At 62.1% G+C, this 17,592-nt stretch carries 6 protein-coding genes; 5 read left to right on the top strand and 1 reads right to left on the bottom strand.

Translation table 11 applies throughout. The features are described from left to right. The first annotated feature begins 156 nt into the window (after positions 1–156). Entirely contained in the window at positions 157–681 is a 525-nt protein-coding gene (locus RYB09_RS02510; protein ID WP_058402047.1) for an SgcJ/EcaC family oxidoreductase, read from the top strand. Positions 682–753: 72 nt separating this feature from the next. Here the strand turns inward: RYB09_RS02510 and RYB09_RS02505 are convergent, their stop codons facing one another. After that, the gene (locus RYB09_RS02505) at positions 754–1,290 is read right to left on the bottom strand and encodes an RNA polymerase factor sigma-70 (RefSeq protein ID WP_002552913.1); all 537 of its coding nucleotides are present in this window, start codon (positions 1,288–1,290) and stop codon (positions 754–756) included. Between the two features lie 316 nt (positions 1,291–1,606). Here RYB09_RS02505 and RYB09_RS02500 point away from each other — a divergent pair, with 316 nt between their 5' ends. From RYB09_RS02500 to RYB09_RS02485, 4 genes are all read left to right on the top strand, one after another. After that, positions 1,607–2,365, top strand: coding sequence for a thioesterase II family protein (locus tag RYB09_RS02500; RefSeq protein ID WP_219171220.1), 759 nt, complete (start codon positions 1,607–1,609; stop codon positions 2,363–2,365). A gap of 111 nt (positions 2,366–2,476) precedes the next feature. Further along, complete coding sequence (locus tag RYB09_RS02495; protein ID WP_316887362.1) at positions 2,477–15,487, top strand: non-ribosomal peptide synthetase; 13,011 nt, start codon at positions 2,477–2,479, stop codon at positions 15,485–15,487. A gap of 163 nt (positions 15,488–15,650) precedes the next feature. Continuing rightward, positions 15,651–17,063 (top strand): aspartate aminotransferase family protein, encoded by a 1,413-nt coding sequence (locus tag RYB09_RS02490; RefSeq protein WP_058402068.1) that lies wholly within the window; start codon positions 15,651–15,653, stop codon positions 17,061–17,063. 81 nt (positions 17,064–17,144) lie between these two features. Then, on the top strand, positions 17,145–17,363 hold the full coding sequence (locus RYB09_RS02485) for an MbtH family protein (protein ID WP_003304661.1): 219 nt from the start codon (positions 17,145–17,147) through the stop codon (positions 17,361–17,363). Positions 17,364–17,592: the final 229 nt, after the last annotated feature.

The raw sequence follows: 17,592 nt of genomic DNA, 5'->3' as shown, positions 1-17,592 counted from the left end.
AACGAAAGTGACGCTATTAGAACTTTATCAGGAGGTAAAGCCTATCTGCCGATTGGCATACACAGTTAACCCCGGTTGGCCGATGGCGCGCGGTGGCGGGCAGGGCAAAGTGGCACTCACTGAATCCCTGAACAGATCCCCCGTAGGAGAGTAGCGATGAAAACTAAATTGACCGCCCTGGCCCTGTTGCTGGCTGTGAGTGCACCGATGGTTCAGGCTGCTGCCGAGCCGTCCGGCTACACTTACCGCATGGTGGCCGAGACGCCAAGCAATGTGAATGACAAGGAAATCGCCGGTCTGTTTGACCGCTGGAACAAGGCTCTGCAGACCGGTAATTCGAAGACAGTCGCCTCGTTGTATGCGCCGGACGCAGTCTTGCAGCCTACGGTCTCCAACAAGGTACGTGCTACTCCGGCAGAGATCACAGACTACTTCGATCACTTCCTGGCGCTTAAGCCGGTTGGCGAGATCAACTACCGTGAGATTCGTCGTCTGGGGCCTGATGCCGCTGCGGACAACGGCGTCTACACCTTCACTCTGACGGCTGCAGACGGCAAGAAAACCAAGGTACAGGCGCGTTATTCGTTCCTTTACCACCGCATCGGCAACGAGTGGAAGATTCTCAACCACCACTCTTCGGCCATGCCGGAAGTACAGCCTGAGTACCAGGTCAGCCGCTGATCGACCGTCTACTCAAGGCTGAAACAAAAAATCCGGAGCCAGTGCTCCGGATTTTTTTGTCTTTCTGAATTATCACGCTTCAGCGTTGGCACCGTTGACCTTGCGGCAATGAACAAGCGCATCGCGGATCATGAAGTTGACCAGCGTCGGTGATACGCCCAGTTCCTTGGCGATGTCCTTTTGTGGCACGCCGTGCAGACGGTACATCTCGAACGCGTAGCGGGTGCGGGGTGGCAGCTCGGTCAGGGCGTCGGCAATTTTCTCCAGGCTGGAGAAGTTGATGTGCGAGGTTTCCGGCGATGCCCCCTGAATGACCACATTCAGACCCTCGGCCTCGGGGCCGGTGTATTTCTGTTCCAGCGCCTGTTTGCGGTAATGATCGATGGCCAGATTGCGCACGATCTGAAACAGGTAACTGAGCTGGGCCTTGAAAGTCAGCGTGGCTTGAGGTGCCGAGCGCAGTCTGAAGAAGGCGTCCTGCACTACGTCCTCGGCCCGGGACCGGCAACCCACGATGCGCGCCGCGATTTTGACCAGCAGCAAGTAGTTGTCGACGAATGCCTGGAGTAATGGTGAGTCGCACTTACTTGTGATTACGTGTTCCGTCATGGAATTCACCTTGCTGCCTGAACAATGGAGGGGGAGGGCCACAGGAGGAGCGGCGCCGTCACATGGGGCGATAAATTAGCCTTAATGATAATTATTGTCAAATGCGAAAGCCAATCAGCGCACTTTAAAAGTGCGGCCTTGTCAGGCGCGCTCTCGCGACGCGCATCTCCACTAATTATTTGCAGGCGCCATCCGTTCTCATTGGTGACAGGCCCGACCACGGTTGCGGCCAGGGAATACCTCAGGAGAACCCCATGCGCTTCGATCACGCGCAACGCCGCTTTTACATCCGCGCCAACAGAGGGACGGTTCAGATATGAGCACGCCCGTGAGCCTGACGCTGTTCTGCCTGCCTTTTTCCGGTGCCAGCGCGATGTTCTACAGCCCCTGGCGGCGCAAATTGCCGGAGTGGCTGAACGTACGGCCTTTGGAGCTTCCCGGTCGCGGCATGCGCATGGATGAGGCGTTGCAGACCAATATCGTGCAGTTGGCCAACCGTCTGGCCGACGAAATCAGTGCTGACCTGAATACGCCCTATGCGCTGTTCGGCCACAGCCTTGGTGGTCTGCTGGCCTTCGAACTGGCGCATGCGTTGCGTGAACGGGGTCTGCCTGAGCCGCTGGCGCTTTTTGCATCGGCTACCGCTGGTCCGGTGCGTCGCGATGTCAGCGAATACGCTCTGGCCAAGACCGATGAGCAACTGATCGACCGACTGCGCACGCTCAAGGGCACCAGCGAAAACGTCATCGCCAATGACGAGCTGATGCAATTGATGCTGCCGATCCTGCGCGCCGATTTTCTGCTCTGCGGCAGTTTCGTGTATGGCAAGCGCGAGCCGCTGAACCTGCCGATCCATGTTTTTGGCGGCAAGCAGGACAGTGTCAGCGTCGAGCAGCTGCTCGACTGGCAGGAGGAGACCTGTACCGGTTTCTCGCTGGACATGTTCGAGGGGCATCACTTCTATCTGGTCGATGAGCAAGTGCAACTGCTCCGGCACCTGCGGCGCTATTGCGAACTGCATCTGGCGCGTTGGCGCAACAGTGCGTCACGGCAATTGAACCGGGCAGCCGGCTGACCGCTTTTGCCTCTTTTGGCTTTTTTGTCTCACGCACGGCCCAACTCAGGGTGCGCGCCTTTTTGAAATTCAGATCTTATCTGGCACGCCGAATCTAGCAGGAACTCCATCATGGATGCGTTTGAACTCCCCGACACTCTGGCCCAGGCTCTTCAGCGTCGCGCCTTGCACACGCCGGATCGGCTGGCGCTGCGGTTCCTCACCGACGAGAAAGACCAGGGACTGGTGTTGACCTACCGTGACCTGGACCTGCGCGCGCGGACCATCGCCGCTGCGCTGCAACGTCAGGCCGTGCCGGGGGATCGGGCGATTCTGCTGTTTCACAGTGGGCCAGACTATGTCGCTGCGTTTTTCGGCTGCCTGTACGCCGGGGTCATTGCGGTGCCGGCTTACCCGCCGGAATCCAACCGTCGTCATCATCAGGAGCGGCTGCTGTCGATCATCGCCGATGCCGAGCCACGGCTGGTACTGACCGGTTCCGACCTGCAGCCCGCCTTGCTGCAGATGGATGAGCTGGCTGCTGCCGATGCCCCACAACTGCTCTGCGTCGATACGCTGCACAGTGCGTCTGCCGACAATTGGCAGGGGCCACAATTGCAGGCCGACGACATCGCGTTCCTGCAATACACCTCGGGCTCGACCGCCTTGCCCAAGGGCGTGCAGGTCAGCCATGGCAACCTGGTTGCCAACGAACTGTTGATTCGTCATGGCTTCGGCATCGACGTCAATCCGGACGACGTGATCGTCAGCTGGCTGCCGCTGTATCACGATATGGGCCTGATCGGCGGCTTGTTGCAGCCGATTTTCAGTGGCGTTCCGTGCATCCTGATGGCCCCGGCCTACTTCCTCACGCGGCCATTGCGCTGGCTGGAAGCTATCAGCGAATACGGCGGAACCATCAGCGGCGGGCCCGACTTTGCCTACCAGTTGTGCAGCGCGCGGGTCAGTGATTCTGCGCTGGAGCGGCTCGACCTGAGTCGCTGGCGCGTGGCGTATTCCGGCTCCGAGCCTATCCGCGAAGACAGCCTGAATGCGTTTGCCGAGAAGTTCGCCAGTTGCGGCTTCACGCCGGACAGCTTCATGGCGTCGTATGGGCTGGCCGAGGCCACGCTGTATGTTGCGGGTGGCAAGCGCGGCAAAGGCATTCCTTCACTGCGTTTGAATACTCAGGCGCTGGCGCGCAATGTGGCAGAGTTGGGCGACGGTCAGCCAGTCATGAGCTGCGGCACCGGCCAGCCGGGGCATGGCGTATTGATTGCCGACCCCGCCACCCTGCAAGTGCTGGACGAAAACCGTATCGGCGAAGTGTGGGCCAGCGGGCCGAGCATCGCTCACGGTTACTGGCGCAACCCTGAAGCCACCGCCAAGGCGTTCGTCCAGCATGACGGCCAGACCTGGCTGCGTACCGGCGATCTGGGCTTTCAGCGGCACGGCGAGTTGTACATTACCGGCCGTTTGAAAGACATGCTGATCGTCCGTGGCCACAACCTGTACCCGCAGGACATCGAGAAAGTCGTCGAGCGCGAGGTCGATGTGGTGCGCAAAGGCCGTATTGCGGCGTTTGCGGTCAATCAGGACGGTAGCGAAGGCATTGGGATCGCTGCCGAAGTGAGCCGCAGCGTGCAGAAAATGCTGTCCGCCGAGGCGCTGATCAAGATCATTCGCCAGGCCGTTGCCGAGGCGTTTCAAGAAGCGCCGAGCGTTGTGGTGCTGCTCAATCCGGGTGCTCTGCCCAAAACTTCCAGCGGCAAGTTGCAACGTTCGGCCTGCCGCACGCGTCTGGCCGACGGCAGCCTGGACAGCTACGCGGTGTTTCCCGTGAACGATGCAACGCATCAAAACCGGACCCTGAGCACAGGATCGGACCTGCAAGCGCAGATCGCCAGTGTCTGGTGCGAGCATTTGCAATGTGAGCAGGTCAGCGCCGACGATCATTTCTTCCTGCTGGGCGGCAACTCCATCGTCGCCACCCAGGTAGTGGCCCGCTTGCGTGAAACACTGGGCATTGACCTGAACCTGCGCCTGCTGTTCGAAGCGCCGACGCTGGCCGCCTTTGCTGCGCAGATCGAAGCGCTTCAAATCGCCGCATCGCAAGGCGACAGCCAGACGCAGAACGCTATCGCCCGGCTGCCCGGCAACGAACAGCTGCCGCAATCGCTGGCACAGAATCGTCTGTGGTTCCTCTGGCAACTCGACCCGCAAAGCAGCGCCTACAACATTCCAGGTGGCCTGTACCTGCGTGGCGAACTGGACACTACGGCGTTGCTTACCAGCTTCCAGCGTCTGATCGAGCGCCATGAATCGCTGCGCACGCGCTTCTACGAGCATGACGGCGTTGCCTTGCAACGCATCGACGCGCCCGGTGAGTTCCATTTCGACACTCTGGATATCAGCGATCTGCCGAGCGAAGAACGCCAGACTCGTGCGCTGGCGATCCGTGAGGAGCAGGCGCGCCTGCCATTCGATCTGCAAAACGGTCCGCTGCTGCGCGTTACGCTGCTGCAACTCGACGAAGAAGAGCATCAGTTGCTGGTCACGCTGCACCACATCATTGCCGACGGCTGGTCGCTGAATGTGCTGATCGACGAATTCTCGCGCCTCTATGCGTCGGCTGTTCAGGGGCAGCCACTGGAACTGGCACCTCTGCCACTGCGTTACGCCGACTATGGCCAATGGCAGCGCGAATGGCTGGCAAACGGCGAGGCCGAGCGCCAGCTCGACTACTGGAAGCAGCAACTGGGCGATGAGCAGCCGACCCTGGAATTGAGCACTGATCGTCCGCGCTCGGCACGTCAGCAGCACAGCGCTTCGCGTTATAGCCTGCGCCTGAGTGCCGAGCTGAGCGCCGCCGTACGCAATACTGCGCAAGCCTGGCAATCAACGTCGTTCATGCTTTTGCTGGCAGGCTTCCAGGCGTTATTGCATCGCTACAGCGGGCAGACCGACATTCGCATCGGCGTGCCCGGTGCCAACCGTCCTCGTCATGAAACCCAGGGCCTGATCGGCTTCTTCATCAATACCCTGGTGCTGCGTGCGCAACTTGACCCGCGCCTGCCGTTTTCCACGCTGCTGGCCCAGACCCGCCAGGCCGCGCTGGAAGCTCAGGCGCATCAGGACGTGCCGTTCGAACAACTGGTCGAAGCGTTTCCGCAGGCCCGCGAACACGGGCTGTTTCAAGTCATGTTCAACCACCAGCAACGCGACCTCGGCGCATTGCGTCGTCTGCCGGGGCTGCTCGCCGAAGAACTGCCGTGGCACAGCCGCGAGGCCAAGTTCGACCTGCAATTGCACAGCGAGGAAGACCGTAACGGTCGTCTCAACCTGTCCTTCGATTACGCCGACGAGCTGTTCGAGCGCGACACCATTGTGCGTCTGGCGCGGCACTACGTTGAGTTGCTGACCCAGGTCAGCCAGCAGGCGCAGGTTGCGTTGGGCGACGTGCAATTGCTCGGCGCTGACGAACTGGCCGAGCAGACGCAGTGGAGCGCTGCCGCGCGCACGCCTGCACACGTCTGGCTGCCGGAACTGCTGGAGCGTCAGGCACTACAGACTCCCGAGCGTATTGCGCTGGTCTGGGAGGGCGGCAGCCTCGATTTCGCCAGCCTGCATGTCCAGGCCAACCGTCTGGCGCATTACCTGCGCGACAAGGGCGTCGGCCCGGACATCAAAGTGGCAATTGCCGCCGAGCGTTCGCCGCAACTGTTGATCGGTCTGTTGGCAATTCTCAAGGCCGGGGGCGCCTATGTGCCGTTGGACCCGGATTACCCGATTGAACGACTGGCCTACATGCTGCAAGACAGCGGCGTCGAGCTGCTGTTGACTCAGAGCCATCTGCTCGGCGACCTGCCGGGCGCAGACGGGGTCTGCACGGTTGCGATGGACATGCTGCACCTGGACAACTGGCCGGTCAGCGCGCCGGGCCTGCATTTGAGCGGCGACAATCTCGCGTACGTGATTTACACCTCCGGCTCCACCGGACAGCCCAAAGGCGTCGGTAACACCCACGCTGCACTGGCCGAGCGCCTGCAATGGATGCAGGACACTTATGGGCTGGATGAAAGCGATGTGCTGATGCAGAAGGCGCCGATCAGCTTTGACGTGTCGGTCTGGGAATGTTTCTGGCCGCTGATTACCGGTTGCCGCCTGCTGCTGGCAGGCCCCGGCGAACACCGCGACCCGCACCGCATCGCGCAACTGGTCAACGAGCACGGTGTGACCACGCTGCACTTTGTGCCGCCCCTGCTGCAGCTGTTTGTCGACGAGCCGCTGGCGCAGCAATGCACCAGCCTGCGTCGCCTGTTCTCTGGCGGCGAAGCGTTGCCGAGCGAACTGCGCAACCGGGTGCTGGAGCAACTGCCTGGCGTACAACTGCACAACCGTTATGGCCCGACCGAAACCGCGATCAACGTCACCCATTGGCAATGCCAGGTTAGCGACGGCTTGCGTTCGCCGATTGGCCGTCCGCTGGGTAACGTGCTGTGCCGGGTGCTGGACAGCGAGCTCAACCCGCTGCCGCGCGGGGTTGCCGGGGAACTGTGCATCGGTGGCATTGGCCTGGCACGCGGTTATCTGAACCGTCCAGGGCTCACCGCCGAACGCTTTATCGCCGATCCACTGGGCCAGCCAGGTGAGCGCTTGTACCGCACCGGCGATCTGGTGCGCTGGGCCGCTGACGGTGCGCTGGAATACCTCGGACGTCTGGATCAGCAGGTCAAACTGCGTGGCTTCCGCGTCGAACCGCAGGAAATCGAAGCCCGTCTGCTGGCCCAGCCGGGCGTCGGTCATGCTGCCGTGCTGGTGCGCGAAACCGTTGCTGGCCCGCAACTGATCGGTTATTACACTGCCGAAGCCGGACAGGATGTTCAGGCCGAGCGCATCAAATCGGCGCTGGCGCTGGAACTGCCGGATTACATGGTCCCGGCGCAACTGGTGCGCCTCGACAGCATGCCGCTGAGCCCGAGTGGCAAGCTGGACCGACGCGCCTTGCCCGAGCCGCAATGGCAGACTCGCGAGCACGTCGAGCCGCAAACCGACCTGCAAAAGCAGATCGCCGCCGTCTGGCGCCAGGTGCTGGGCGTGCCGCGCGTCGGTCTGCGCGACGACTTTTTCGAGATGGGTGGGCACTCGTTGCTGGCCACGCAGATCATTTCCCGCGTGCGTCAGGCCTGCGATATCGATTTGCCGTTGCGTGCGCTGTTCGAAGCCAGCGAGCTGGGCGCGTTTGTCGAACAGGTTCAAACCATTCAGCTGTCCGGCGAACGCAGCAGCCTGCAACCGATTGCCCGCGTCGACCGCAGTCAAGCGGTGCCGCTGTCCTATTCGCAACAGCGCATGTGGTTCCTCTGGCAGATGGAACCGGACAGCCCGGCGTACAACGTCGGCGGCATGGCACGCCTGAACGGCGTGCTCGATATCGAACGTTTCGAGGCCGCGCTGCAAGCCTTGATCCTGCGCCACGAAACCCTGCGCACCACCTTCCCGAGCGTCAACGGCGTAGCCTGCCAGAAGGTCAGCGAACAGACCGGCCTGCGCGTGCAGTGGCAGGATTACTCGGCGCTGCCTGCCGAGCTTCGTCAGCAGCGCCTTCAGGCACTGGCCGACAGCGAGGCGCATCAGCCTTTTGATCTGGAGACCGGTCCGCTGCTGCGTGCCTGTCTGGTCAAGGCGGCTGATCTTGAGCATTACTTCGTTCTGACCCTGCACCACATCGTCACCGAAGGCTGGGCGATGGACATTTTCGCCCGTGAACTGGGCCTGCTCTACGAGGCGTTTCTTGACGGCAAGCCGTCGCCGCTGGAGCCGCTGGCGGTTCAATACCTTGATTACAGTGTCTGGCAGCGTCAGTGGATGGAGGCGGGTGAGCGCCAGCGCCAGCTGGATTACTGGACCGCGCAGTTGGGTAACGAGCATCCGCTGCTGGAACTGCCCGCTGACCGGCCACGCCCAGCGGTACAAAGTCATCAGGGCGAACTGTACCGTTTCGACCTGAATCCCGAACTGGCCGCCAAAGTCCGCGCGTTCAACGCGCGCAATGGCTTGACCCTGTTCATGACCATGACCGCCACACTGGCGGTGCTGCTCTACCGTTACAGCGGTCAGAATGACCTGCGCATCGGTGCGCCGGTGGCCAACCGCATCCGTCCGGAAAGCGAAGGGCTGATCGGCGCGTTCCTCAACACCCAGGTGCTGCGCGTGCAGCTTGACGGGCAAATGAGCGTTGCGCAGTTGTTCGAACAGGTTCGTCACACTGTTATTGAAGGCCAGTCGCATCAGGACCTGCCGTTCGATCATCTGGTCGAAGCCCTGCAACCGCCACGCAGCGCGGCCTACAACCCGCTGTTCCAGGTGATGTGCAACGTGCAGCGCTGGGAATTCCAGCAAAGTCGCGAGCTGGCGGGCATGACCGTCGACTATCTGGTCAACGATGCGCGTGCCACCAAATTCGACCTCAACCTGGAGGTCACCGAGCTGGATCACCGCCTGGGTTGTTGCCTGACCTACAGCACCGATCTGTTCGACGAGCCGCGCATCGCGCAGATGGCCGAGCACTGGCTGAACCTGCTGCAAGCACTGCTCGCCGACCCGCAACAGCGCCTGAGTGAACTGCCGCTGTTGCAGGACGCCGAGCGTCAGCAACTGCTCGACAGCCTCGGCGTCGAAGCCGGCGAACAACGGCTTGATCAGTGCATTCACAGCCTGTTCGCCGAACAGGCGCTGCTGCGCGCAGAGGCGCCGGCACTGACCTTTGCCGGTGAAACCCTGAGCTACGCCGAGCTGGACGCCCGCGCCAACCAACTGGCGTGGATGCTGCGCGAGCGCGGCGTCGGCCCGCAGGTTCGCGTCGGCCTGGCGCTGCCACGCTCACTGGACATGGTCATCGGCCTGCTGGCGATCCTCAAGGCCGGTGGTGCGTATGTGCCACTGGACCCGGAATATCCGTTGGAACGCCTGCACTACATGATCGAAGACAGCGGCGTCGGCCTGCTGTTGAGCGACCGTGCATTGCTTGCCGCGCTGGGCGAGTTGCCTGCCGGTGTTGCCCGCTGGTGCCTGGAAGACGATCAGCTGCTGCTGGAGTCTTTTTCGTCCGATGAACTGCCGTTTATCAGCCTGCCGCAGCATCAGGCGTACCTGATTTACACCTCCGGCTCGACCGGCAAGCCCAAGGGTGTGGTGGTGTCCCACGGTGAAATCGCCATGCATTGTCAGGCGGTGATTCGTCGCTTCGACATGCAGCCCGATGACTGCGAACTGCATTTCTATTCGATCAACTTCGATGCCGCCACCGAGCGTCTGTTGGTGCCGTTGCTCAGCGGCGCGCGCGTGGTATTGCGCGCTCAAGGTCAGTGGGACGCCGAAGAAATCTGCACGCTGATTCGCCAGCAGCAGGTCAATATTCTCGGCTTCACCCCCAGCTATGGCAGCCAGTTGGCGCAGTGGCTGGCCACTCAAGGCCAGACCTTGCCGGTGCGTATGTGCATCACTGGCGGTGAAGCGCTGACCGGTGAACACTTGCAGCGCATTCGCGCAGTGTTCCAGCCGGAACTGTTGTTCAACGCCTATGGCCCGACCGAAACCGTGGTCATGCCGTTGGCCAGCCTGGCCCCGCAGCAACTGGAAGAGGGCGAAGCCAGCGTACCGATCGGTCGTGTGGTCGGCGCGCGGGTTGCCTATATTCTCGACGCCGATCTGGCCCTGGTGCCGCAGGGCGCGAGCGGCGAACTTTACATCGGCGGTGCCGGTCTGGCGCAGGGCTACCATCAGCGCCCCGGCATGAGCGCCGAGCGCTTCGTGGCCGACCCGTTTGCCAGCAACGGCGGGCGTCTGTATCGCACCGGTGACCTGGTGCGCCAGCGCGCCGACGGGCTGGTGGAGTACGTGGGGCGTATCGACCATCAGGTGAAGATCCGCGGCTTCCGTATCGAACTGGGGGAAATCGAAACCCGTTTGCTGGAACACGAGGCCATCCGCGAAGCCGTAGTGCTGGCGCTGGACACGCCGTCGGGCAAGCAACTGGCGGCTTATCTGGTCACTGATGTGGCCGGGCAGGGCGACGAGCAGCAGGCGCAATTGCGTGAATCGCTCAAGTCGCACCTCAAGGCGCAATTGCCGGATTACATGGTGCCAACCCACCTGATTCTGCTCGACAGCATGCCGCTGACCGCCAACGGCAAACTTGATCGACGGGCATTGCCTGCACCGGACCCGGAACTCAATCGTCAGCACTACGTAGCCCCGGCCAGTGAACTGGAGCAACAGCTGGCGGCGATCTGGTGTGCGGTGCTGAATGTGGAGAAAGTCGGCCTCAACGACAACTTCTTCGAACTGGGCGGCGATTCGATCCTGTCGATTCAGGTGGTCAGCCGGGCGCGTCAGGTGGGTATTCATTTCAGCCCGCGTGATCTGTTCCAGCACCAGACCGTGCAGACCTTGGCTGCCGTGGCGACCGCCAGCGAACTGATTCAGGCTGAACAGGGCCTGCTGCAAGGCGCGTCGGCCCTGACGCCGATTCAGCACTGGTTCTTCGACACGCCGATCCCCGAGCGTCAGCACTGGAACCAGTCGCTGGTGCTGGAGCCGCTCAATGCACTCGACCCGCGTCTGCTGGAGCAGGCGTTGCGTGCACTGCTCGAACAGCATGACGCATTGCGCCTGAGCTTCACCGGGCAAAACGGCAAATGGCAGGCTGAACACCGTGCAGTGACGGCAGAAACCTTGCTGATTCAGGCACGGGTTGCGGACATGGCCGAGTGTGCGGCGCTGTACGCCGACACCCAGCGCAGTCTCGATCTGCAAAACGGCCCGCTGTTGCGCGCCTTGCTGGTCGATGGTCCGCAGGGTCAGCAACGTCTGCTGCTGGTCATTCACCATCTGGTGGTCGATGGCGTTTCGTGGCGGGTGCTGCTCGACGATTTGCAAACGGCCTATCGACAGTTGAGCGAAGCAACGCCAGTGCGCTTTGCCGCCAAGACCAGTGCGTTCCGTGACTGGGCCGCACGCCTGCAGGCCTACGCGGGTAACGAATCGTTACGTGAAGAGCTGCACGTGTGGCAGCGTCAACTTGGCGGTCCAGCGGCGCAGTTGCCGTGCCACAACCCGCAGGGCGGCCAGCAGAATCGTCAGGCGCAAACCGTCAGCGTGCGACTGGATGCCGAACGTACCCGACAACTGCTGCAACAGGCACCCAGCGCATACCGCACTCAGGTCAACGACCTGCTGCTGACGGCGTTGGCGCAAGTGGTCTGCCGCTGGAGCGGGCAACCATCGACGCTGGTCCAGCTGGAAGGGCACGGCCGCGAAACCCTGTTTGACGACATCGACCTGACCCGCACGGTCGGCTGGTTCACCAGCGCTTATCCGCTGCGCCTCACCCCAGCAGTGGCTGGCGATGCAGCGCCGGGGGAGTCGATCAAGGCGATCAAGGAGCAGCTGCGTCAGGTGCCGCACAAAGGCCTGGGCTATGGCGTGCTGCGCTATCTGGCCGACAGTGCCAGCAAAGCCGCCATGCAGGCGCTGCCGGTGGCACCGATCACCTTCAACTACCTCGGTCAGTTCGACCAGAGCTTCGCCAGCGATGCGTTGTTCCGTCCGCTGGAAGAGTCAGCGGGCGCGGCACACGATCCGCATGCGCCGCTGCCCAACGAGCTGAGCATCGACAGCCAGGTGTATGGCGGCGAACTGCTGCTGCGCTGGACTTTCAGTGCCGAGCGTTATCAACCCGCCGCCATCGAAGCGCTGGCGCAGGATTACTTGGCCCGGTTGCAGGCGCTGATTGCACATTGCCTGAGCGATGGCAGCGGTGGCCTGACGCCTTCGGACTTCCCGCTGGCCGATCTGGATCAGGCGCAACTCGACGCACTGCCGGTCGCTGCGACGCACATCGAGGACGTCTACCCGCTGACACCAATGCAGGAGGGCATGCTGCTGCACACCCTGCTGGAACCGGGCACCGGCCTGTATTACATGCAGGACCGCTATCGCATCAACAGCGCGCTCGACCCGGAGCGTTTCGCCCAGGCCTGGCAGGCGGTGATCGCCCGTCATGAAGCGCTGCGTGCGTCGTTCTGCTGGGACATCGGCGAAACCATGCTGCAGGTCATCCACAAGCCGGGTAGCACGCCGATTGATTATCTGGACTGGTGTGATGTGCCGCAGGACCAGCAGGAGCCGCGTTTGCAGGCATTGCTCAAGTCCGAGCGCGAAGCCGGTTTCAACCTGCTCGATCAGCCGCCGTTCCACCTGCGCCTGATTCGCGTCGACGAAGCGCGCTACTGGTTCATGATGAGCAACCACCACATCCTCATCGATGCCTGGTGCCGTTCGCTGCTGATGAACGACTTCTTCGATATCTACACTGCGCTGGGCGAAGGTCGTGAAGCACAACTGACGCCTGCCCCGCGTTATCGCGACTACATCGGCTGGCTGCAACGCCGTGGCCTGGCGCAGGCGCGTGACTGGTGGCAAGACAACCTGCGCGGCTTCGAACGGCCGACGCCGATCCCCAGCGACCGGCCGTTCCTGCGTGAACATGCGGGCGACAGCGGCGGCATGGTCGTGGGCGATTGCTATACTCGCCTTGATGAACGCGACGGCGCACGACTGCGCGAGTTGGCGCAGCAGCATCAACTGACCGTCAACACCTTCGCCCAGGCAGCGTGGGCATTGACCCTGCGGCGTATGAGCGGTGATCGCGACGTGGTGTTCGGCGTCACGGTGGCCGGTCGTCCGGTGGAACTGCCGCAAATGCAGCGCACCGTTGGGCTGTTCATCAACACCATCGCGCTGCGCGTCGGCATACCCGGCGACGATCAGCGTTGCAGCGTGCGCCAGTGGCTGAGCCAGTTGCTGGACAGCAACATGCAACTGCGCGAGTACGAATACCTGCCGCTGGTGACCATTCAGGAGAACAGCGAACTGCCCAAAGGCCAGCCGCTGTTCGACAGCCTGTTCGTGTTCGAGAATGCGCCGGTGGAAGTTTCGGTGCTCGACCGTGCACAAAGCCTCAACGCCACGTCGGATTCCGGCCGCACCCACACCAACTATCCGCTGACGGCCGTCTGCTATCCGGGTGATGACCTAGGCCTGCATCTGTCTTATGACCAGCGTTATTTCGACGAATCCACCGTGCAGAACATGCTCGGCGAGTTCAAGCGCCTGCTGCTGGCGCTGATCGAAGGCTTCCACGGCGACATGAGCGAACTGGCACTGCTCAGCGAGCAGGAACGCTCGTTCCTGATCGAGGGCTGCAACCAGAGCGAGCACGCGTACCCGCTGGATAAAAGCTACGTCGAACTGTTCGAAGCACAGGTCGCGGCGCATCCGCAGCGTATTGCGGTCAGTTGCCTGGATCGCCAGCTTAGCTATGCCGAGTTGAATATTGCCAGCAACCGTCTGGGCCATGCCCTGATCGAGGCCGGTGTCAGTTTCGATCAGCCGGTTGCCTTGCTCGCCGAGCGTGGCGTTGAACTGCCGGGCATGATAATCGGCAGCTTCAAGGCCGGTGGCGGTTACCTGCCGCTGGACCCGGCGCTGCCCGATTCGCGACTGAGCGGCATCATCGGCCAGAGCGGCACGCCGCTGCTGGTGTGCAGCGCGCAATGTCTGGAACAGGGCAGGGCGCTACTTGAAGCGCTGCCCGAGTCCGCTCGTCCGCAGTTGCTGGTCTGGGAAACTGTGCAGCAGAGCGAATCAGCGCAGCACAACCCTGGCCGCTACAGCGCACCGGACAACCTCGCTTACGTGATCTTCACCTCCGGCTCCACCGGGCTGCCGAAGGGCGTGATGGTCGAGCAGCGCGGCATGCTCAACAACCAGTTGAGCAAGGTGCCGTACCTGAGCCTGAGCGAAAGAGATGTCATCGCCCAGACCGCTTCGCAGAGTTTCGACATCTCGGTCTGGCAGTTCCTCGCTGCGCCGCTGTTTGGCGCGCGGGTGGATATTGTGCCGAACGACATCGCCCGCGACCCGCAGGCCCTGTTGGCGCATGTGCAGGCGCAGCGCATCAGCGTGCTGGAAAGCGTGCCGTCGCTGATAACCGGCCTGCTCGCTGAGGAACATGCAACGCTCGACAGCCTGCGCTGGATGCTGCCGACCGGCGAAGCCATGCCGCCCGAGCTGGCCAGCCAGTGGCTGCAACGCTACCCGCAGATCGGTCTGGTGAATGCCTACGGCCCGGCTGAGTGTTCCGACGACGTGGCGTTCTTCCGCGTCGATGCAGCGTCCACACGCAGCGCTTATCTGCCGATCGGTTCGCCGACCGACAACAACCGCCTGTACCTGCTCGACGATGCGCTGGACCTCGTGCCGCTGGGCGCAGTGGGTGAGCTGTGCGTGGCCGGGGCCGGAGTCGGTCGTGGTTATGTCGCTGACCCTTCGCGCAGCGTACCGGTATTCGTACCGCATCCGTTCGGTGCACCGGGCGAGCGTCTATACCGCACCGGAGACTTGGCGCGGCGGCGCAAGGACGGCGTGCTGGAGTACGTTGGCCGGGTTGACCATCAGGTGAAGATTCGTGGTTATCGCATCGAGCTGGGCGAAATCGAAACCCGCTTGCTGGAGCATTCGGCGATCCGCGAGACGGTGGTGCTGGACGTCGACGGTCCGCAGGGCAAAGTGCTGGCGGCCTATCTGGTGCCAAGCGCTGCCACGCAGGATCCCGATGCGCTGCGAGACGAGCTGAAAAACCACCTCAAAGCCAGCCTGCCGGACTACATGGTGCCTGCGCATCTGGTGATTCTGGAGGCCATGCCACTGACGCCGAACGGCAAGCTTGACCGCAAGGCCCTGCCTGCGCCGGACGTCAGTCAGGCGCAGCAGGAATACCTCGCGCCGCAGACCGAGATGGAGCAGCAACTGGCGACGATCTGGGCCGATGTGCTCAAGGTCGAGCGGGTGGGTATTACCGACAACTTCTTCGAGTTGGGAGGGCACTCGCTGCTCGCTACCCAGGTCGTCACCCGTGCGCAGAAGCTGTTGCAGCGCAACGTGCCATTGCGGGCGATGTTCGAATTCAACACCGTTCAGGCGTTGGCCGAGCATCTGCAAAGCCTTGGCGGAGCGCAGGTTGACGAGCAGAAATTCGACCGTCTGGCGGACTTGATGGCGGAACTGGAAGGGCTCTGATCGGCCTCTCGTCGGCGCGCTGGCGTTGCGGATAAAAAACTCGTTACCGGGTGTAAATCCGCAGCTCGCTGGCGCGTTTTCAAGGGAAGGAATAAACGCCTGAACCCGCATGGCCAACCATCATGCATCAGGTCATTCAACCAGCGTATTGAGGGTTGCACAGATGTCAGTTGCTACCAGGCTTATCGATGATCAGTTGACACGGGTTGCCCCGGCAGCGGCTGAAACGCTCTACCAATTCGAAGAGTCGCCATTGCTGGCCCGGCAAAATCGCCAGGAATCCAATGCGCGCAGTTACCCGCGGCGTATCCCGCTGGCGCTCAAGCGAGCCAAGGGCATTCACGTCGAGGATGTCGAAGGGCGGCGCTTCATCGATTGCCTGGCAGGCGCGGGCACACTGGCGTTGGGGCATAACCATCCGGTGATCATCGAAGCGATTCAGCAGGTGATCAGCGATGAGTTGCCGCTGCACACCCTGGACCTGACCACGCCGGTCAAAGACCAGTTCGTTCAGGACCTGTTCGGCCTGCTGCCCCCAGCGCTGGCCAATGACGCGAAGATCCAGTTCTGTGGCCCGACCGGCACCGATGCGGTGGAAGCCGCGCTGAAACTGGTACGCACTGCCACTGGACGCAGCACGGTGCTGTCGTTTCAGGGCGGTTATCACGGCATGAGCCAGGGCGCGTTGAGCCTGATGGGCAGCCTGGGGCCGAAAAAGCCGCTCGGCGCGTTGCTCGGCACAGGCGTGCAGTTTCTGCCGTACCCCTATGATTACCGCTGCCCGTTCGGGCTTGGCGGCGAACAGGGCGTGCGCGCCAACCTGCATTATCTGGAGAACCTGCTCAACGACCCGGAAGCCGGTGTGCAGTTGCCTGCAGCGGTCATTCTTGAAGTGGTGCAGGGCGAGGGCGGGGTCATTCCTGCTGACTTGGACTGGTTGCGCGGCGTGCGGCGTATTACTGAAAAGGCTGGTGTGGCGCTGATTGTCGATGAAATCCAGAGCGGTTTTGCCCGCACCGGCAAGATGTTCGCCTTCGAACACGCCGGGATCATCCCGGACGTCGTGGTCATGTCCAAAGCCATTGGTGGCAGCCTGCCGCTGGCGGTGGTGGTCTACCGTTCATGGCTCGACACCTGGCTGCCGGGCGCCCACGCAGGAACTTTCCGTGGCAACCAGATGGCCATGGCTACCGGTTCGGCGGTAATGCGCTATCTTCAGGAACACAACATTTGCGAGCACGCGACGGCGATGGGCGTGCGTCTGTCCGGGCACTTGCGTGCCTTACAGCGTGACTTCCCGCAACTGGGCGATATCCGCGGGCGCGGGCTGATGCTGGGTGTTGAGCTAGTCGATCCGGCCGGTGTGCGCGATGCGCAGGGTCATCCGCCGGTATTTGCCCGTCTGGCCCCGCTGGTCCAGCGCGAATGCCTCAAGCGCGGGCTGATTCTGGAACTGGGTGGTCGACACGGCAGCGTGGTGCGCTTCCTGCCACCGCTGGTGATCACCGCCGAGCAGGTCGACGAAGTGGCCGAAATCTTTGGTCGCGCACTCAACGCCGCTGTCGCACAGCTTTAATTTTTCGACGTAGCGATACGTTCAATCCCTATAGCTGCTATGAATTGGCACAGCAGCACTGAACCAACACGGAGAGCAGCAATGACTTCAGTATTCGATCGGGAAGACATCGTCTTTCAAGTTGTGGTCAACCACGAAGAACAGTATTCGATCTGGCCCGACTACAAAGCCATCCCCAACGGCTGGCGCACGGTTGGCAAAAGCGGCTTCAAGAAAGAGTGCCTGGCCTACATCGAAGAAGTCTGGACCGACATGCGCCCCCTGAGCCTGCGCCAGAAAATGGAAGCCCAGACGGCCTGATTGAGTGTTATACACAAGTCCTGTGGGAGCGAGCTTGCTCGCGAAGAGGCCGGTACAGCCTTGACCACCGTGCGACGCTGCGCAACTGACTATCGTGCGACGCAGAGCGTCGCGACCCGCATTCCCACGCTGGAGCGTGCGCAACGATAACTGACTATCGTGCGACGCTCCGCGTCGTCATGCCGTTCTGGACGCTCCGCGTCCTCTTGCGACGCAGAGCGTCGAGACC

It is taken from the genome of Pseudomonas syringae group sp. J254-4, from assembly GCF_032586855.1.
GTDB lineage: Bacteria > Pseudomonadota > Gammaproteobacteria > Pseudomonadales > Pseudomonadaceae > Aquipseudomonas > Aquipseudomonas amygdali.
Note: the sequence above shows the minus strand (reverse complement) of the source record. Positions and strands in the feature narration are given on the sequence as shown.